Genomic DNA, 18,886 nt, shown 5'->3' with positions numbered 1-18,886 from the left:
AGAGTATTGCGCCCCCCTGCCGCGTCAATGCATCAAGTGGCAAAACGATGAAAGACCAGAAGAATGAGCAAGAGCCTCAAACGTGTTATCGCAGCACTCGCCGACGCAGGGCTCGATGTGAGCCCATTGGAGCTCGGACCGGAAACACGCACCGCACAGCAAGCCGCAGATGCTGCGGGCTGCGCGCTTGACCAGATTGCGAAGTCCGTCATTTTTGCCGGCCAAAGTTCCGGAAAAGCCGTGCTGTTCATCACCGCGGGTGGAAACCAGGTCGATACGGACAAGGCCAGCGCGTTGGCACAGGAGCCACTTGGCAAAGCAGATGCTGCCCTGATCCGCAATCAGACAGGCTTTGCAATCGGCGGTGTCGCACCTGTCGGCCATTTGCACCCCATCACCGCATTCTTTGATCTCCGCCTGCTGGAATTTGACAGAATCTACGCCGCAGCGGGCACGCCGCGCCATATTTTTCCGATTTCTCCGTCTGTTCTCTTGAGAATTTCAGGGGCACAAGCATCTGATTTTACGACATAATAAATGTAAATGTAAAAAACATTCACATTTTCTCTTGAATAGGCACGCCTGACTCCCGATATCTGTGATGTGAAAGACATTCACATTGTTCAACAGACACAAAAGGAGCCAACCATGAACACCGCCACTTCGCAGACACCAATGGCGTTGGATCACCGCCCCGGGTTCTTCGCCCGTGCCGAGTCTTGGCTTGACGAGCGTGGCAAAGGCGCATGGATCGCCGCCATGGTTGTCCTTTTCATCTTCTTCTGGCCAATCGGCCTCGCCCTTCTTGCTTACATGATCTGGAGTAAACGCATGTTCAATTCGTCCTGCAAATCCATGACACGTGCCCGTAGCCGCCATATGGGCCGCACCTCTGGCAACAGCGCATTCGATGCCTACAAAGCCGAAACGCTTCGTCGCCTCGAAGAAGAACAGGACAACTTCGAAGCCTTCCTCAAGCGTCTGCGTGACGCCAAGGACAAGGCCGAGTTCGACCAGTTCATGAATGATCGCGCTCGTGCAAACGACACGCGTGACGATGACACGAGCCCTGCGAGTGCCTAAGTAAGGTGCGTGTCACTGGCGGCCAGCCCTCCCCGACTGGCCGCCTCCCCACTTTCCAACGATAAAGGTCCATCACAGATGAGCACTTCTCGAGACACATTTGATACCGATCACCAGCCAGAACTTTATGCTGGCGTTCCGCTTCGTCGTGGTCTGGCGTGGATCATCGACATGGTCTTTATCGGAATTATTGCTGCGATCATTGTTCCGTTCACAGCCTTCACAGGGCTTTTCTTCTTCCCCTTCCTGATGATGGTGGTCGGATTCTTTTATCGCTGGTGGACCATTGCCTCCGGCTCGGCAACCTGGGGGATGTGGTTGACAGGGGTGCGCCTGCGGGATCGTGAAGGTTATGACCTGACCGGTGGCCTCGCTTTTGCGCATACGCTTGGCTACTCGATCAGCGTGGCAATGCCGCCTTTGCAGTTGGTCTCCATCATCCTGATGCTGACAACGCCGCGAGGTCAGGGCCTGACCGATATGGTCTTGGGCACAGAAGCCATTAACGGCTGATTTATACCATGGATTGGCGCAGCAGGGTTGCGTCAATCCGACTCTTGGCGGCGCGAAAAACCGTGTTAGAGTTTATGCCGAACGTCTCGAAAGTGACCGATGAAGCATACGCTGCCATTTACACCGCAATTCTACGTCACGGCGCCTCAGCCGTGTCCGTACCTGCCCAACCGCATGGAGCGGAAGCTGTTTACCGCTTTGCAGGGTGACCGGGCATCTGATTTGAATGATGCCCTTTCCAAGCAAGGCTTCCGCCGGTCACAAAACGTCCTTTATCGTCCGTCCTGTGCTGAATGTGCCGCCTGTATGTCAGCACGGATCAATGTCGCCGCGTTCAAGCCAAGCAAAAGCCAGCGGCGCATTCTGCGCCGTGCCTCACATCTGGATCGGCGCGCCACATCGCCATGGGCGACTGAGGAGCAATACGACCTTTTCCGGCAATACCTCGATGATCGGCACGCTACCGGCGGAATGGCGGACATGGACATCTTCGAATTCGCAGCGATGGTCGAGGAAACCCCGATCAAATCGCGACTCTTTGAATACAATGACGGCCGCCGATTGAGCGCCGTCTGCCTGACAGACATCCTCGATGACGGGCTGTCCATGGTTTATTCGTTCTTCGACCCGGAGGCGCATCGGCTGTCACTGGGAACCTATGTGATCCTTGATCATATCAACGTGGCCCGCGAGTTGGGTCTTCCTTACGTCTATCTGGGATACTGGGTGCCAGGGAGCCCCAAGATGGACTACAAGGCGAAGTTCTCCGGACTGGAGATCTATCGGGCCGGACAATGGCAACCCCTTGGTGATCCGTCAGATTACAGCGTTGACGTGCATCCGCTGTCAACTGATCCGATAGCCGAACAGGTGGCGCGCATCAACCTGCCGGCAGGCCTCACCTAAACAGAACTTGCTGAAACAAAAAAGGCGGCGCATCTCGCGCCGCCTTTCTTTTTCGTTGCAAACCTGATCAGTTGAGCAGGTTTGGAATGATCGTCACAACGCCCGGGAAGAAAGCCAGCAAGAGCAAACCAACAACCTGGATCAGGATGAACGGCATCACGCCCTTGTAGATCTCACCGGTGGTAATGGACTTCGGGGCAACACCACGCAGGTAGAACAACGCAAAGCCAAATGGCGGTGTCAGGAACGAGGTCTGCAGGTTCACCGCAATCATGATCGTCACCCATTTCGGATCGAACGTGCCACCATAGATAACCGGCCCCACAATCGGGATCACGATGTAGATGATCTCCAGGAAGTCGAGCACGAAGCCCAGCACGAATAGAACCAGCATGACCAGCAAGAACACCTGCCATTCATTGTCGAATGACCGCAGGAACTGCTGGATGTAGTGCTCTCCGCCAAAGGAGATCAGTACCAAGTTCAAAAGCTGCGAGCCGATGAGGATCGTAAAGACCATCGATGTCACCTTGGCCGTCTCTCTGACCACAGGCGCGAGCACGCCACCGGCGATCAACACCCAGCAAGACCACAAAAGGCCGAACATCGAGAAAAGGAAGCAGCCGAAAGCGATGATATAGGCCAGACGGTTTTCAAAGGTCACAACCTCCTGCCCCATTCTCAGATCGAAGTTAGCCCCGATGACCAGCATCAAAACGATGGTGAGGGCGGAATAGATCACGATCTTGCCGGATTTACCCTGATCCTTGCGCTTGCGGTAAGCGGCAAGCAGGATAGCACCACCGGCACCAAGCGCCGCTGCGGGCGTCGGGTTGGTGATACCACCAAGGATCGACCCCAGCACAGCGACGATCAGAACAAGCGGCGGGAACACAACGCGCAGGATATCGTTCTGCCCCAGCAGTTGCACCGCTGGCCGCAACCCGATGTAGATGACCACAAACGGGATAAGCAGGATCAGCGTCGCTGTTCCCGGCGATGTCGCCGCACTGATGAACAGAATGTCGGCGAGCAACATCAAACCGATCCCCGCAACACCGATCCAGATCGGCCTGTGATCTCCGGTTGGTGACACACCACGCGCGATGGCGAAGACCAGCCCCAAGAGCACGGCAAGGATACCAATACCAGTGCCGATTGGTGCGGCAGCTGCAATCGCCTGCTGTACGAGGTCTTCACGCTCTTCGGGCGTGAGCTGGCGCGATTCAGTGGCGCCACCGGAGTCGTCGATGGCAGATTGCTCGGCCACAGCTTGATCCCAAGCCTCCTGCCCGTGCAATTCGATCATCGCTTCGCGGCAGTCATCGCTGACGCGGGTCCGCAACGAAGCAGCCTCGCTGGAATCCGTGTAGGAATCCACCAGAATGCTTTGTGATCCCATGATGTTCGTCTGGCTCAGACCAATCGCAAGGCCGATGATGCCGACCGGAACAGCCAGGAACCAGGTGAAGGCCTCGTTACGGGTGATCACTTCCCGCCCGGCAGTATCGCCAAGCTGCACTGGCGGCGCTTTGGACGGGTTGATCAGTGCAAAGACGAAAGCATAACCGGCATAAAGACCCGCAAGCAGGATACCCGGCAGAAGCGCGGCCTGGAACAGGGTACCCACCGACAGCACCGCTGGCGAACCAAGGTATGTCAGCGCGTCCGTACAGCCTGCCAACTGCGCACGTGTTTCCTGAGCCGCAGAGTAGATATCACCCGCCAGCGTCCCCAGCAGAACGATCACGATCGACGGAGGGATGATCTGCCCAAGGGTCCCTGAGGCGGCAATCACACCGGTCGAGAGTTGCGGCGAATACCCGTTCTTCAACATGGTCGGCAGCGCCAACAGCCCCATGGTCACAACAGTCGCACCCACAATACCGGTCGATGCAGCAAGGAATGCGCCCACGATCACGATGGATACGGCCAGACCGCCCGGCAACGGGCCAAAGACCTTGGCCATTGTGGTCAGCAGTTCGTCAGCGATGCGCGAACGCTCAAGCACGATCCCCATCATCACGAACATCAGAACCGCAAGCAGCGTCTCGATCGACTGACCTGCAAGAACACGTTCGTTCATCCGGTTGACCATAAAGCCGATATTCCGGTCGAGTGCCACTTCCCAGCCGCTCGGGAACAGGACGTCCTCATATCGCGGAAGTTCAGGGTATCGGAAGACCGAGATCGCCTCCGGCCTCACGCCGGAATTGACGAGTTCGCGGTATTCGGCCGTCGTTGTATCGACAGCCGCGTGCAGAAGGAGGCCCGAACTGTCGAGTGCCGCGATGATCGCGAATGAAATAACCGCCGAGCCTGAGATGGCGAACGCCACCGGGAAGCCTGAAAGGATACCGGCGAAAAGGGTCAGGAAGACGATGATGATACCGACTTCGATGCCGTCTAATCCGAATAGCATTGTAACTGCCCTACCTTAGTGAATTTTGGCGACGGTTTCGGCGGTCGGATCGCCAAGGACGTCTTTGTCGAGATATTTGCCTTCGCTCTCTGGCCCCTCGTTCCACTCCAGGTAAGAGCGATAGAAGAACGCGACGGCCTGCAAGAGGATCATCAGTGTGAAGACGACCAACAGAACCTTGAAGAGGAAGTAGGCGTTGAACCCATTGGGTGAGAAACCAATGGTTTCGATATTCCAGCGCAAGGCCCGCGCTTTGGTCAGCAGCCGGTCCAGCGTGTCAGAGGCTGATGGGTTCGGCACAACGAGGTGGCGCCACATGAAGAACCAGCCGTAAAGCCAGATCACCAGCGCGCCTGGCACCATGAAGATCATCGAACCAAGCATGTCGATGACACGCTTCGCGCGGAAGCTGATAGCGGAATAGACAAGGTCAACGCGAACATGACCACCTTGAACAAAGGTGTAGGCGGCACACAGGCATACGATCATGGCGTTGTAGAACTTGAGCTCTTCTGACCACCAGCTGACGTCCTTGCTGAAGGTCGCACCGAAACCGATGCTGATCTCGGCCACTGCAAAGACGCGTTGCATGAAGATGATGACGATCTGTTGCAGAACCATCAAAAGGCCGGCCCAGGCGGCCACACGGCCAACCACATTGGCAAAACCTTCCAGCCCCCGCACACAGCCCCACATGAAGCGGTTGTTGATCACACCAATCGTTGTGACGATCAGAAAGGCAACAAGGACGACAAAGAAAAGCTCGACTGAGGCGCCGTAATAGATAAAGCGCATCAGCGCTTCTTTCTGCTCGGTCTCCATCGGGCCGTTGATCGTCGGCACCCAAGAGAGCCAGAGACCGGGGTTAAAGATTGCGTAAAAGAAGTTGTAGAACGCTTCGATCAGGTGGGCAAAGAACCAGCCAATCGCGTTACCGCCCCATGATTCAACCAATCCCATGGATGACCCCCGGTTGGATACAGTGTCTGTTCGTATGTGCAGGGCCCCACCAGCGGCGGGGCCCTCCAATTTGTGTCATCGACCCGTCATGGGCCGGCGCAACTCGCTTAACCTGCGTTGAAGCGCGCGCGCTGATCGGCGAAGACGCCGTCAGAGATGCTTGTCCAGCTGTAGACAGAGGCCGCTGCCTCTTCCTGGCTCGCGCGGATGCGTGCGAAGAGCTCGTCACCCATGAACTCGTCCAGAGCTTCGGACGCAGCTGTGCCGAATGCATCCCAAACGTCATCTGGGAACTGCATGACTTTAACGCCCTGCGCCTGCAGGCGGGCCAAAGCAGCACCGTTGTTGTAGTTGGACTGCGACAGCGACCAGTGGTGTGTCATGCCTGCGGCTGTTTCACAGATGGCCTGCTGTGCAGGTGTCATTTCGTTCCAGACATCGCGGTTGAATGCAGCGGTCAGAACCGAACCTGGCTCGTGCATACCGGAGGTGTAGTAGAACTCACAGATTTCCTGGAAGCCAAGGCGTTCGTCAGCAAATGGACCAATCCACTCAGCACCGTCGATCGCACCGGATGCCAGCGCCTGATAGATCTCACCACCTGGAATGTTCTGAACAGATGCACCAGTGCGGCCCAGAGCCAGACCACCAAGGCCAGGCATACGGAACTTCAGGCCCTGCAGGTCAGCCGCGGAGTTGATTTCCTTGTTGAACCAACCACCTGGCTGGTGGCCGGTGTTGCCGCAGAAGAAGGACTTGAGGTTGAAGATTTCGCCCAGTTCGTCATGCAGCTCTTTACCGCCGCCGTGCTGGTACCAAGCGATCATTTCGCCACCGGTTGCACCGAATGGAACAGCCGTGAAGAAGTAGTAACCTGGGTGCTGGCCGCCAAAGTAGTAGTCAGCAGAGTGATAGACGTCAGCCTGTCCCGAAGAAACCGCGTCGAAAACTTCGAATGCACCAACAAGCTGGCCAGCAGCCCGCTTTTCGATGGTGATCTGGCCGTCGGACATTGCGTTGACAAGGTCGACGAACTTGACAGCAGCGTCGTCAAAAACCGCAAAGCCATCTGGCACCGAAGTCACCATGGTCAGCGTGCGGCGACCCTGAGCGATAGCAGGCGCAGCAAGCGTCGCAGCTGCAGCGGCCGTGCCGCCAAGAGCCGAATTCTTTAGAAAGGAACGACGATCCATAGAGTTATTCTCCCGATTGGTTTAATGGCCGTCCTCCCAGAACGGCCTCTCAAGTGAGGGGCATCCTAGCGCCAGCTTTGAAAAGATAAAGCGCATTGATGACCGTATTGGCGTGAATTGTTCACTTTTCTTACCAATCCGGGCGGGAGTTTAGACGCTAACATTTCAAAACCGGCAAATTATTGAAAATTTGCGTCCGAATCATGGGGGTTAGCCGTCTGCCACAAAAGCGCGGAAAACGGTCGGGCATCCCATAAAAAACGCCCGGCTATCGCAATGATGCCGGGCGCATGTTTCGCACTTGGTGTTGGGCGTTTTAGTTCTCGACCGTTTCCTGAATGCTTTCACGAACGATGTTGAACCACTCACCAGACAGACGCAGTTGTTCAAGGCCTGCGTTGATGATTGGCAGGGCCTCGTTTGCGAAGGCGTTGTTCTTCGACACAAAGATATGCGACGTCACTGTCCCGCGCAGAGGTTCAATCGTGGCGACCTGATCAACCATGCCCGCTTCGCGGATGTCTTCTTCCGCAGGAAGTGCGTCATATGTCATCACATCAACTTCGCCATTCTTGAGCAGCTCAATGCAGCCTTGCTGAGACACTGTTGTCACGTAAGTTATGTTCGGCTCGACAAGCTCCAACGCCTCAAGGTCAAAGACAAACCACGCTTCAGGGCGGCAAATCCGTGCACCAAAGAGATCGGACGCTGATTGGGCGTTTGCGTACTCACTGCCATTGAGAGTGTAGAAATCAACGAAGATTTCATAGAACGCATCCGAGTGGTTGAAGTCCGTGCAGCGGTAGGCGCTTGACGGTCCGAGGTTCTCGACACGGTCACAGTCGGGCTTGAACCACGGGAACGCCATGTCGATCGCGCCAACTGGCAGCAATGTCTCAAGGTGCGAGCCCCAATCGTTGATGAAGATCAGGTCATACTCCTGATCGGGATTGCCCAACTCCATTGACCGATCAACCATGCGGGTAATCATGCCGCCACCAGGCAAATCCTCATCGGTGAAGGGAGCGTAGCCTGTCGCCGTCGCAATACGCAGCGGGCGGGATGGTGCAGATGTCACAGGGGCTGGCTCCGCTGGTGCCTCAACGACGGCAGCAGATGCGCCAGAGCTTGGCAGTGAGCCATCGGCGCATGGAATCTTGAGCTGCTGGCCGATCTCAATCCGGTTCGGGCTGGAAAGCACATCACGGTTGGCATCAAACAGGCGCTGGAACCCGCCACGCACTTCGGCGCGCGACGCGATCTGGCTCAGTGTATCGCCGGAGACGACCGAATAGACACTACAGGCCTCTTGCGCCTGCGCCTCATCTACAGAAACGGCCAAAAAGCCGGCGGACGCTACCACAACGGCAGCAAGACTTGTCGCACTCTTAAAAATCGACTCATTACCCAGAACACACGTGCGATCTTTCGAACGAAAAGTCATAAAATGTTTCCTCTTATCCTTGGTTTCCTCTCCAGCGACTATCGGAAACAAAGCGGCGAAATGTTGACCAAAGAGAGGTAAATGCTGTCACACGATTTTTTCACATCAGATCGGCGAAAATACGCGATTGTTCGGGCTGCCGACCCAATCTTTGTCAGAGGGCATTATTGAACATAAAATGATGCTTTCAGCGCCTAATTCCTGCCACAAGTCTCCGCCATAGTGTTTACAGAACATTAATAAAACAGCTGCATGACGCCTGTTCACTCCCAAGGCGAAGGCAACTTCAAGGCAAGGTCGCATCACATCCTCAGGGCGATGCGATCAGAAACGAAAGAGCAGCAAAATCCGGGTCAGCCCAGCCCGTCCACTCAGTCTTAAAGGCGCGCCATTCCCTCGGGCGCGCCTTTTTGCTGAAAAGTTTCATCCTTCTGGTTGCTTGCGCTGCAATCCGCCCCACCTAGTCACCAAAGAAGACCGGGGAGAGGCGCACAATGTCGGACAAAAGCTACACACCGCCAAAGGTATGGACATGGGACAAGTCGAGCGGCGGTAAATTCGCGAGCATCAACCGCCCCATCGCTGGCCCGACCCATGACAAGGACTTGCCGGTGGGCCAACACCCCTTGCAGCTTCACTCCCTCGCCACGCCGAACGGTATCAAAGTGACGGTCATGCTCGAAGAACTGCTCGCGGCAGGACATGATGCGGAATATGACGCATGGCTGATCAACATCAATGAGGGCGAGCAATTCAGCAGCGGCTTTGTCGACGTAAACCCCAATTCAAAGATCCCTGCCCTCTTCGACAAATCAACCGGCGTGCGGGTGTTTGAGAGTGGCGCAATCCTGCTCTATCTCGCTGAAAAATTCGGAGCCTTCCTGCCAAAGGATATCGAAGGCCGCACAGAAACCCTCAACTGGCTGTTCTGGCTGCAAGGGTCAGCGCCTTACCTTGGGGGCGGCTTTGGGCATTTCTACGCCTATGCGCCCGAGAAGTACGAATACTCCATCAACCGTTTCGCGATGGAGGCCAAAAGACAGTTGGATGTCCTCGATCAAAGGTTGGAAGACTGTGAATATCTGGGCGGCGATACATATACCATCGCCGATATGGCGACGGCTCCGTGGTATGGGGCTTTGGTCAAGGGCCTTGTCTATAATGCTGCAGAGTTTCTGGACGTCGCTTCATACGAACACGTCAACCGCTGGGCTGATCAGGTGATGGACCGCCCTGCTTACAAACGCGGCCGCATGGTCAACCGTGGGTGGGGTGACCCCGCAGAACAGCTGCGTGAACGCCACGCGGCCAGTGACTTTGAAAACAAGACCTGGGATAAAATCGGTGACGAAAGCTAGGCACGGGTGAACGACCAGCAAATTCGCCAGTTGAAAGAAAATTACGAATTTGCACCTTTTGGCGACATTTTCTCCACTTCTGCGGTTGACCCCCCTTTTCGCCCGCACTAATGTCGCCGCACACGAAAGGACCCCTTGATGAAAATCGTCGTACTAGTGGTGAGAAATGCGCGCATGGGCCGGTAACGGTAAGACCATAACGATCCCATGCGCCCCCGACAAAATCGGGGGTTTTTTTGTGAAAAATGACAACTGTTTGCGATAGGACGCGAGAACAATGAGCAAGGCCATGACGGGCGCAAAAATGGTGGTTCAAGCACTGATTGATCAGGGCGTGGACACGGTCTTTGGATACCCCGGTGGTGCCGTCCTACCGATCTATGACGAGATCTTTCAGCAAAACAGCATCAAGCACGTTCTGGTACGCCATGAACAGGGTGCTGTTCACGCAGCCGAAGGCTATGCCCGCTCCACCGGTAAACCCGGTGTTGCGCTGGTGACCTCTGGCCCGGGTGCGACGAATGCGGTCACCGGTCTGACCGATGCGCTGATGGACTCCATTCCGATTGTGGTCCTGACGGGTCAGGTCCCGACCTTTATGATCGGTTCTGACGCGTTTCAGGAATGTGACACCGTCGGGATCACCCGCCCCTGCACGAAGCACAACTGGCTGGTGAAAGAGACTGACAAGCTGTCCTCTGTCCTGCACGAGGCATTCCACATCGCCACATCCGGTCGCCCCGGCCCCGTTGTGATCGACATCCCCAAGGACGTGCAATTTGCCACCGGCAAATACACCGAAGCACGTCAGGTCGAGACACACTACAACCCGCAGGTCAAAGGTGACATGGAAATGATCACCGAACTGGCCGCTGCGATGGAGAAGGCCAAGCGTCCGATCTTCTACACCGGCGGCGGCGTCATCAACTCTGGCCCAGCGGCGAGCCAATTGTTGCGCGAACTGGTTGCTGCGACGGGGTTTCCGATCACCTCCACACTGATGGGTCTGGGTGCCTACCCTGCCTCCGGCGACAACTGGATCGGTATGCTGGGGATGCACGGCCTCTATGAGGCCAACATGGCGATGCACGACTGCGATCTGATGATCAACATCGGCGCGCGGTTTGACGACCGGATCACCGGGCGACTGGATGCGTTCAGCCCTCATTCAAAGAAAGCCCACATTGATATTGATGCCTCAAGCATCAACAAGGTGATCAAGGTCGATATCCCGATCCTCGGTGATGTGGCGCATGTTCTGGAAGACCTGTTGAACGTCTGGAAGGCCCGTGGCCGCAAGACCAACAAAGAGGCCGTCCAGAAGTGGTGGCACCAGATCAACGACTGGAAGAAGGTCGATTGTCTGGCCTTCAACCAGACCGGCAAAGTGATCAAACCACAGCACGCGCTGGCACGGCTTGAGGCGCTGACAAAGGGCATGGATCGCTATATCTGCACCGAAGTCGGACAGCACCAGATGTGGGCCGCGCAGTATCTTGGTTTTGAAGATCCCAACCGGTGGATGACATCAGGCGGGCTTGGCACCATGGGCTACGGCTTCCCGGCCTCCATCGGTGTTCAGATGGGCAATCCAGAGGCACTGGTCATCAACGTCGCCGGTGAAGCCTCTTGGCTGATGAACATGCAGGAGTTGGGCACGGCGATGCAGTACAACCTGCCCGTCAAGCAGTTCATCCTGAACAATGAACGCCTCGGCATGGTGCGCCAGTGGCAAGAATTGCTACATGGCGAGCGCTATTCGTCGAGCTGGTCCGAAAGCCTGCCCGATTTCGTGAAACTGGCCGAAGCTTTTGGTGCCAAAGGCATCCTCTGTTCTGATCCGGCCGATCTGGACGATGCGATCATGGAGATGCTGAACCACGACGGGCCGGTTCTGTTCGATTGTCTGGTGGAAAAGCACGAAAACTGCTTCCCGATGATCCCGTCAGGCAAGCCGCACAATGAAATGCTGCTGGGCGAGAACGCCGACACAGCCAACGCGATCAAGGCGGACGGGGCGGTGATGGTCTAAGACCTCACCCCTCCGGCTTCACACACATTCAGAAGAAAGAGACACGCATGTCCCCGCTCAAAATCAAAAAAGGCTCAACCAGCCATTCCGCCTATGACCTACGGCCCACTTTCTCGGACAAGGAAGAAAGCCACACACTTGCCGTCCTGGTCGAAAACGAACCGGGCGTCCTCGCCCGCGTGATCGGTCTGTTCTCGGGTCGTGGTTACAACATCGACAGCCTGACCGTGGCCGAGGTCGATCATCTGGGCCACCGCTCGCGCATCACCATTGTCACGCGCGGCACACCGCAGATCATCACCCAGATCAAGGCGCAGCTAGGTCGGATCGTCGATGTGCATAAGGTCAACGATCTGACCGTCGAAGGCCCGTCAGTCGAACGCGAACTGGCATTGTTTAAAGTGTCCGGGACCGGCAACGACCGGATTGAGGCGATCCGTCTGGCTGATATCTTTCGTGCAAGTGTGGTCGATAGCACGTTGGAATCATTTGTTTTCGAGATCACGGGCACGCCCGAAAAAATCGACGCTTTCGCCGATCTGATGCGCCCGCTTGGTCTGCAGGAAATTGCCAGAACCGGCGTGGCTGCACTGTCGCGTGGCGCCGTTGCCTAAGCGTTTTGCGCCGGAGCCTGAAGGCACCGGCGCAAACCATTTATGACGGCAGGACCCCTGCCGCGACGCCGGCTGCGATCTCTTCAGCATCAAGAAGCCCATCACCGGATATATCAAGCTCGGCGAAGGTATCTTCGGTCATTTCCGGCATGAAAGCCTGAAGCTCCGGATAGCTGTACATTCCGTCGCCATTGATATCGATGTCGGCATTCTGTGCGAACATTGGCGTTGCAGCCAAAATCAGCGCGACAGACGTCAATTTATTCTTGCTCATTTTTTCTCTCCTATCGGGGCGAATTGAGGATATTGTTGCACCCAAAGAAACAGTGAGGCTGTTTCATGAGAACATTCCAGCATCGCGACCGATGACTGAGAGATGTGGCATAGCCGCGCCGAATTCAAGAACGCAGGTGCGCGAGGCTTGGCCGATGGCGTTTTCTCGGCACAAACCCGCACGTCCTTTCTGGACCGTTCGGCAAGGTTTGCCGTTGTCGCTGTGAGAAAACTGCGCGTCGCGTGCAGACGTAGGGAAAAAGGTTTCAGGTGCTAGGCTGTGGTATCTACAGGAGGTGCGCACATGGCCAAGGATATCCCCTCTCAGACGCTTGATGCCGTCAGACAACCGGTCGAAACCGCAAACGGATTGCCTAACGCGCACTACATCGATCCGGAGGTTTTCGATCTGGAACGGCAGGCGGTCCTCTTTGCCAGTTGGTCTGGCCTTGCCGTCACATCAGACGTGCCCGAAATCGGTGACGCAAAACCTGTCACCTTTCTTGGTATTCCGCTTCTGTTAGTACGAGATCGCACTAATCAGGTCCGCGTGTTTCAGAATATCTGCCGGCACCGCGGCATGATCCTTGTCGCAGAACCGCGCAAAATCGAAGGCGCGATCCGCTGCCCCTATCATTCGTGGTGTTACGGCACCGATGGCCGTTTGGTCAGCACCCCGCACGTCGGCGGCCCGGGCCACAACACCCACGACGCGATTGTCAAAGAAGACCTTGGCCTGATCGAGGTCCGCAGCCACATCTGGTTCAACACGGTCTTTATCAATATCGACGGCAACGCCGCACCCTTTGAGGAGGTCCACGCAGACCTGCTTGCCCGCTGGGCCGAGTTTGATCAGCCGATGTATCACGGGGGCTTCGACAGCAGCTTCACCTTAGAGGTCAAAACGAACTGGAAACTGGCGGTCGAGAATTACTGCGAAAGCTACCATCTGCCGTGGGTCCATCCCGGCCTGAACAGCTATTCAAGGCTCGAGGACCACTACAACATCACCGAGATGGGTAAATACTCCGGCCAAGGCACGTTGGTCTATCGTCAGCTCAAGGGCATGGATGATATTACCTTCCCCGATTTCGCCGGACTAAGCGCCAAGTGGGAGGAAGGCGGCGAATATGTGACGGTTTACCCCAATGTGCTTTTAGGTGTGCAGCGGGACCATGCCTTTGTAATCATCCTTGAACCCAAAGATCACACCCATACCGATGAACACGTGCATATCTTCTATGCCGCTGAACAGGTCGATGAGGCCTTGCGCCAAAAGAATTCCACCCAATGGAAAGGTGTTTTCGAAGAAGACGTGTTTGTGGTCGAAGGCATGCAGCAAGGGCGGCACGCGCCGGGGTTCGATGGCGGTCGCTTCAGCCCTGCGATGGACGGACCGACACACTGCTTTCACGACTGGGTTGCCGGTAAACTGGCAGATCATCTGGCAAAGTAATGCGCCCGCTGGACGACAGACTGCTTGCCGCGCATGCGCGCGATGACAGGATCGGTCTGGTCGACCTCTATACCGAGGCTGCAGATGCGGCAGCCAGTCTCGATGCGGCCTGCTTCTACCTCACGCAGGCCTATATCTTTGGCTTGGAATCCAATCACCCCGCCGTGCCAACACTTCATGCGCGTTTGTCGAAAGAAGGCCGCGTCTGACCCTTGCCCCTGCCCCTCGAACGGCCCACCTTAGCACCAAGGCAGGAGAGGACTCACCATGGCACCGCGCAAGATCATCATCGACACTGACCCCGGCCAGGACGACGCCGTGGCGATCTTGCTGGCGCTGGCCTCACCCGAAGATGTCGAGCTTTTGGGGATCACCGCTGTGGCAGGAAACGTTCCGCTGCCACTGACAGAAAAGAATGCAAGGATCGTTTGCGAACTGGCCGGCAAGCCTCAGACACGCGTTTTTGCGGGCTGCGAGGCGCCGCTCAAGCGCAAACTGGTGACAGCAGAGCATGTGCACGGCAAGACCGGTCTCGACGGCCCGCCGATGGATGATCCGACAATGCCGCTGCAGGATCAGCATGCTGTCGATTTCATCATCGAAACCCTGCGCAACGAACCCAGTGGGACAGTGACCCTTTGCCCGATTGGCCCGCTGACCAATGTTGCCACAGCCTTTGAGCGTGCGCCCGACATTGTAGAGCGCATTCAGGAAATCGTCTTGATGGGTGGGGCCTATTTCGAGGTGGGCAACATCACCCCGGCTGCTGAGTTCAACATCTATGTGGACCCAGAGGCCGCCGAGATCGTCTTCAAGTCTGGTGTGCCGCTGGTCGTGATGCCGCTTGACATGACCCATAAGGCACTCACGACCAAGGCCCGCATCGACGCCTTCCGCGGAATGGGCACCAAGGTCGGCGAAATGGTCGCGGCATGGACCGACTTTTTCGAGCGCTTCGATATGGAGAAATACGGATCAGAGGGGGCGCCCCTGCATGACCCCTGCACGATCGCCTATCTGATCAACCCCGACCTGTTCTCTGGGCGGCACATCAATGTGGAGATCGAGACCACGAGCGAGTTGACCCTTGGCATGACGGTCGCCGACTGGTGGCGCGTGTCAGGGCGCGAACCCAATGCGCTCTTTATCGGGGATATCGACGCCGAAGGCTTTTATGCCTTGCTTGCTGACCGTCTGGCACGGCTCTGATGCAGATACCTTTTGATAACACCTACGCGCGACTGCCCGCGCGCATGTTTACACCGCAACGCCCGACCCCGGTACGCGCGCCAGACATCATCGCGACAAATGCAGACCTCGCTGCACTGCTCGGCATCGACCCCGCCGAGATGACGACAGCAGAGGCCACACAGGTCTTTGCAGGCAACCAGATCCCCGACGGGGCCATGCCGATTGCACAACTTTATGCCGGACATCAATTCGGCAACTGGAATCCGCAACTCGGTGATGGCCGCGCAATCCTGTTGGGAGAGGTTATCGGGACCGACGGCATCCGCCGCGACATCCAGCTAAAGGGTTCAGGCCGCACGCCCTATTCGCGCGGTGGCGACGGACGCGCGTGGCTTGGGCCTGTGATGCGCGAATATCTGGTGAGCGAAGCGATGAACGCGCTTGGCGTGCCCACAACACGTGCGCTTGCCGCTGTCACGACAGGCGAAGAGGTCTACCGCGAAGAGGTCCTGCCGGGCGCCGTCATCACGCGCGTCGCACAAAGCCACATCCGCGTTGGGACGTTTCAGGTGCTTGCCGCGCGTGGCGATCTGGAGGCACTGCAGGCGCTGACCGACCATGTGATCACCCGCCACTACCCGCAGGCCAGGGGCCCTGCCGACCTGCTTGATATGGTCATCGCTCGCTATGCCAATCTGATCGCGCGCTGGATGGGGCTTGGGTTCATCCACGGCGTGATGAACACGGATAATGTCTCGATTGCAGGCGAGACGATCGATTATGGTCCCTGCGCCTTCATGGATGTTTACCACCCTGATACGGTCTTTTCGGCGATCGACCAGTTCGGCAGGTATTCCTACGCCAACCAGCCCAATATCGGCGCGTGGAACATGGCGCAATTCGCCACCGCGCTGATTCCGCTGATGGCGGACCGCGATCAGGCAATCACCGATTTTACGGCGGCAGTGCACCGTTTCCCTGACCTTTATCAGGCGGCCTGGCTGAAGGTCTTTGCGGGCAAGCTGGGGCTGCAAGAGCCTCTGCCAGATGATCAAAAGCTGATCACTGACCTGCTTGATCTGATGGCACATGACGGTGCCGATTTCACGCAAACCTTCGCCAACTTGGGCAAAGCGTCCGCACGCGATCAGTTCCTCAGTCGCAAAAACTTCGATGATTGGGAAGAACGCTGGCAGGCCCGCGCACCAGATGCGGAACTGATGAAGCGCACAAACCCTCAGATCATCCCACGCAACCACCGTGTCGAAGAGGCCATCAGCGCCGGTCGTACAGGCGACTTCGGCCCGTTTCATGCGCTTTTGGCGGCCGTGACCCAGCCCTACGCCCCGCTGACGGAAACGAACGCGGCATTCGTGCGCGCGCCAGCCAAAGACGAGCGCGTCACCCGGACGTTTTGCGGGACCTGACAGGGCGGTTGATCAGCACGATCCCTGCCGTCACCAAACACAGCGCAAGTAAAAGGCTCGGGCCCACCTCCTCGCCCAGCAACAACCACCCAAGACCCACCGCCAGAACGGGCGACAGAAAGCTGAACGATGCCACGCCAGAGGCCGGGTAGATCGACAAAAGCCAAAGCCAGAAAATAAAGCCCGCGCTGACGACAACGACGATCTGGAACGCCAGACCTGCAAGATGGATCGGTGCGAGATCTCGGATGAACGGACCGAAAAAGAAAGCTGCGAGCAGCAGGATCGGTGCAGATACGCCGACTTGCCACATCAACTGGATTTCCGGTCGTACCGTTCGCAGCGAAGATGCCTTGGCCAGCATCGCCGTCGCAGCCCATCCGACAGCGGCCCCGACGGCGGCAAGATCACCCCAAAAACTTCCTGCCGTCTCATCGCTGCGTGTCAGGATGGCCACCGCGACACCGGCCAATGCCAGTGCAAGCCCCGCAGCCTTGAGCGGTGTCACCCGATCATCTGGCATGATGAAATGCGCCATGACCGCCAGCCAGACCGGCATGGAATAGAAGATCACGCTCGCGCGGCTCACCGCTGTCAGATCAAGCGCCACGAACAGGCACAAAAACTCGAAGGCGAAAATTGCCCCCATCGCAAATCCTGCGGCGCGTGTGCCCTTGGCAAACTGCAAAGGAATGCCCCGCCAGCGCAGCCAGAGCCAGATGCACAGCACCGCACCGGCCGACCGGACACCCGCGAAAAATACCGGCTGTAATCCGTCATTCGTGACTTTGATGACGACCTGATTGAAGGCAAGCAACAGGGCAAAACCTGACAACGCCACCGCACCAAAAAGATCGATCTGGGATTTCTTTTCCATCCGCGCGACAAGAAGCGCGGCGGCCCGCCCTGTCAAGCGCTCCGCCCTTCATCTTGGCCAAAAAACTCCCGCCGGAGGCACCAGCATTGGCCATGGGTCGGGCGGCCTCAGTTGCCGAGCATCCAATCGCCTTCAGGCCAGAAAGCATGAAAAGCAAAGGCGAACATGACATCATGGGGCAGATCGTTTCCTTCGGCATCTCTGACACGCACATTGCCCACGTCGCGGCCATCTCCGATCCGCTGGGTATCAAGCGCTGACGCCTGCCCCGCCGTCCAAGTAAATGTGATCCCTTTTTCTGTTAGTTCACCTGCCTCAGCCAGTCGGGTCAGCGGCCAGGCGGCATCACCGACACGCACGACACGGACCAGCGGTGGAATATGATGCGGCGGATTTTCCCCTGAATAAAGAAAGGGGCGGCTCGATGTGTCATAGCGGACATAAGGATTTGCCCCATAACGGCGCGGGAAATTTGGCTCCTGCATCACCAGACCATCCGGGTTGCGCGCAAGAAAGACCTGCCAGCTTTCCATCCAGCTTGGCAATGTGTCGAGCTCGGTCCCGTTGAGATCGCCCACAATGGCTTCCCCAATCGCCTGCTGCCACCAGCTTTCGGTTTGCCGGTCATACATGATCATATCCGAATTGCGCAGCTTGCCAGAGACACCAAAAGACAAGGTGCCCTGCGGAATCCGCCGGTCAAACGTGATGCCTGAATTGCATAAGGGACAAAACGTAACGGCGACCGGAATATCGCCCACCTGATCGTTCACGATCTCATGCCATGTCAGGTAGCGGATCGGATAGGCCCGTGGTGTCTCGCCTTCAATTTCCAAGGTGATCACGGGTTCCAGAGGGTCAAGACCAACCTTGCCCGCGGCAGGCTCGAAGCTTGGGTCGTCAATCGCCGGAATGCCATCTTTCGGTGGCCCGCCTGAAATGATCTCCACCCAGCGTTCGACACTGGTGTTCTCGAAATCAGTATCGGGCCACTCGAACTTCCAGAATTCGGGGCTTGCAAGCGCCATAGACGCCGACAGGAAGACTGCTGTGATGAAAGAAATCAGGCGCATGAGACACTCCGTCTTGGACAATGACAGGGTGTCGCATGCAAACCGGGTTTGCATAGCCCCCACA

General features: G+C 57.0%; 18 protein-coding genes. 11 read left to right on the top strand and 7 right to left on the bottom strand.

Going from position 1 to position 18,886, the window contains the following annotated elements:
• Window positions 1–63: 63 nt before the first annotated feature.
• The 4 genes from BM316_RS05025 (at window position 64) to BM316_RS05010 (ending at window position 2,502) form a co-directional block, all read left to right on the top strand.
• Window positions 64–534: a YbaK/EbsC family protein gene (locus BM316_RS05025; RefSeq protein ID WP_090204751.1), complete on the top strand. Its 471-nt coding sequence runs from the start codon at window positions 64–66 to the stop codon at window positions 532–534.
• 114 nt (window positions 535–648) lie between these two features.
• A complete protein-coding gene (locus tag BM316_RS05020; RefSeq protein WP_090204748.1) occupies window positions 649–1,083 on the top strand; it encodes a DUF2852 domain-containing protein in 435 nt (144 codons plus the stop codon).
• Between the two features lie 78 nt (window positions 1,084–1,161).
• On the top strand, window positions 1,162–1,596 hold the full coding sequence (locus BM316_RS05015) for an RDD family protein (protein WP_090204745.1): 435 nt from the start codon (window positions 1,162–1,164) through the stop codon (window positions 1,594–1,596).
• 99 nt (window positions 1,597–1,695) lie between these two features.
• Window positions 1,696–2,502, top strand: a complete 807-nt coding sequence (locus BM316_RS05010; RefSeq protein ID WP_090204742.1) for an arginyltransferase — start codon at window positions 1,696–1,698, stop codon at window positions 2,500–2,502.
• Between the two features lie 67 nt (window positions 2,503–2,569).
• On the opposite strand, the gene BM316_RS05005 is transcribed toward BM316_RS05010, so the two are convergent.
• From BM316_RS05005 to BM316_RS04990, 4 genes are all read right to left on the bottom strand, one after another.
• A complete protein-coding gene (locus BM316_RS05005; RefSeq protein ID WP_090204739.1) occupies window positions 2,570–4,924 on the bottom strand; it encodes a TRAP transporter large permease in 2,355 nt (784 codons plus the stop codon).
• Between the two features lie 15 nt (window positions 4,925–4,939).
• A complete protein-coding gene (locus tag BM316_RS05000) occupies window positions 4,940–5,884 on the bottom strand; it encodes a TRAP transporter small permease subunit (protein ID WP_090204736.1) in 945 nt (314 codons plus the stop codon).
• 107 nt (window positions 5,885–5,991) lie between these two features.
• Entirely contained in the window at window positions 5,992–7,077 is a 1,086-nt protein-coding gene (locus tag BM316_RS04995) for a TRAP transporter substrate-binding protein (RefSeq protein ID WP_090204733.1), read from the bottom strand.
• Window positions 7,078–7,393: 316 nt separating this feature from the next.
• Window positions 7,394–8,419 (bottom strand): LysM peptidoglycan-binding domain-containing protein, encoded by a 1,026-nt coding sequence (locus BM316_RS04990; RefSeq protein ID WP_242649759.1) that lies wholly within the window; start codon window positions 8,417–8,419, stop codon window positions 7,394–7,396.
• Between the two features lie 596 nt (window positions 8,420–9,015).
• On the opposite strand from BM316_RS04990, the gene yghU reads away from it, so the two are divergent.
• From yghU to ilvN, 3 genes are all read left to right on the top strand, one after another.
• Window positions 9,016–9,879, top strand: a complete 864-nt coding sequence (gene yghU / locus BM316_RS04985) for a glutathione-dependent disulfide-bond oxidoreductase (RefSeq protein WP_090204727.1) — start codon at window positions 9,016–9,018, stop codon at window positions 9,877–9,879.
• A gap of 277 nt (window positions 9,880–10,156) precedes the next feature.
• Window positions 10,157–11,911, top strand: coding sequence for an acetolactate synthase 3 large subunit (locus BM316_RS04980; protein ID WP_090204724.1), 1,755 nt, complete (start codon window positions 10,157–10,159; stop codon window positions 11,909–11,911).
• A 47-nt stretch (window positions 11,912–11,958) separates the two neighbouring features.
• Window positions 11,959–12,525: an acetolactate synthase small subunit gene (ilvN, locus tag BM316_RS04975; protein ID WP_090204722.1), complete on the top strand. Its 567-nt coding sequence runs from the start codon at window positions 11,959–11,961 to the stop codon at window positions 12,523–12,525.
• 40 nt (window positions 12,526–12,565) lie between these two features.
• Here ilvN and BM316_RS04970 read toward each other — a convergent pair whose 3' ends face one another.
• On the bottom strand, window positions 12,566–12,799 hold the full coding sequence (locus tag BM316_RS04970; protein ID WP_090204719.1) for an EF-hand domain-containing protein: 234 nt from the start codon (window positions 12,797–12,799) through the stop codon (window positions 12,566–12,568).
• 303 nt (window positions 12,800–13,102) lie between these two features.
• Here BM316_RS04970 and BM316_RS04965 point away from each other — a divergent pair, with 303 nt between their 5' ends.
• Genes BM316_RS04965 through BM316_RS04950 form a run of 4 tightly spaced genes read left to right on the top strand, consistent with a single transcriptional unit; the run spans window position 13,103 to window position 16,872 of the window.
• Window positions 13,103–14,254 (top strand): aromatic ring-hydroxylating oxygenase subunit alpha, encoded by a 1,152-nt coding sequence (locus BM316_RS04965; protein WP_090204716.1) that lies wholly within the window; start codon window positions 13,103–13,105, stop codon window positions 14,252–14,254.
• Entirely contained in the window at window positions 14,254–14,463 is a 210-nt protein-coding gene (locus BM316_RS04960) for a hypothetical protein (RefSeq protein WP_090204713.1), read from the top strand. Before BM316_RS04965 ends, BM316_RS04960 begins: the two co-directional genes overlap by 1 nt.
• Window positions 14,464–14,521: 58 nt before the next feature.
• On the top strand, window positions 14,522–15,463 hold the full coding sequence (locus tag BM316_RS04955; RefSeq protein WP_090204710.1) for a nucleoside hydrolase: 942 nt from the start codon (window positions 14,522–14,524) through the stop codon (window positions 15,461–15,463).
• A complete protein-coding gene (locus tag BM316_RS04950) occupies window positions 15,463–16,872 on the top strand; it encodes a protein adenylyltransferase SelO (RefSeq protein WP_090204708.1) in 1,410 nt (469 codons plus the stop codon). The genes BM316_RS04955 and BM316_RS04950 overlap by 1 nt, the downstream gene beginning before the upstream one ends.
• On the opposite strand, the gene BM316_RS04945 is transcribed toward BM316_RS04950, so the two are convergent.
• Together BM316_RS04945 and BM316_RS04940 are read right to left on the bottom strand one after the other, a co-directional pair.
• The gene (locus BM316_RS04945) at window positions 16,847–17,749 is read right to left on the bottom strand and encodes a DMT family transporter (RefSeq protein WP_090207563.1); all 903 of its coding nucleotides are present in this window, start codon (window positions 17,747–17,749) and stop codon (window positions 16,847–16,849) included. The genes BM316_RS04950 and BM316_RS04945 overlap by 26 nt on opposite strands.
• 107 nt (window positions 17,750–17,856) lie before the next feature.
• Entirely contained in the window at window positions 17,857–18,822 is a 966-nt protein-coding gene (locus tag BM316_RS04940; RefSeq protein ID WP_090204705.1) for a DUF3179 domain-containing protein, read from the bottom strand.
• Window positions 18,823–18,886: the final 64 nt, after the last annotated feature.

The sequence above is a fragment of the Yoonia litorea genome (assembly GCF_900114675.1).
Classification (GTDB): domain Bacteria; phylum Pseudomonadota; class Alphaproteobacteria; order Rhodobacterales; family Rhodobacteraceae; genus Yoonia; species Yoonia litorea.
This window is presented reverse-complemented; position numbering and strand designations above follow the sequence as displayed.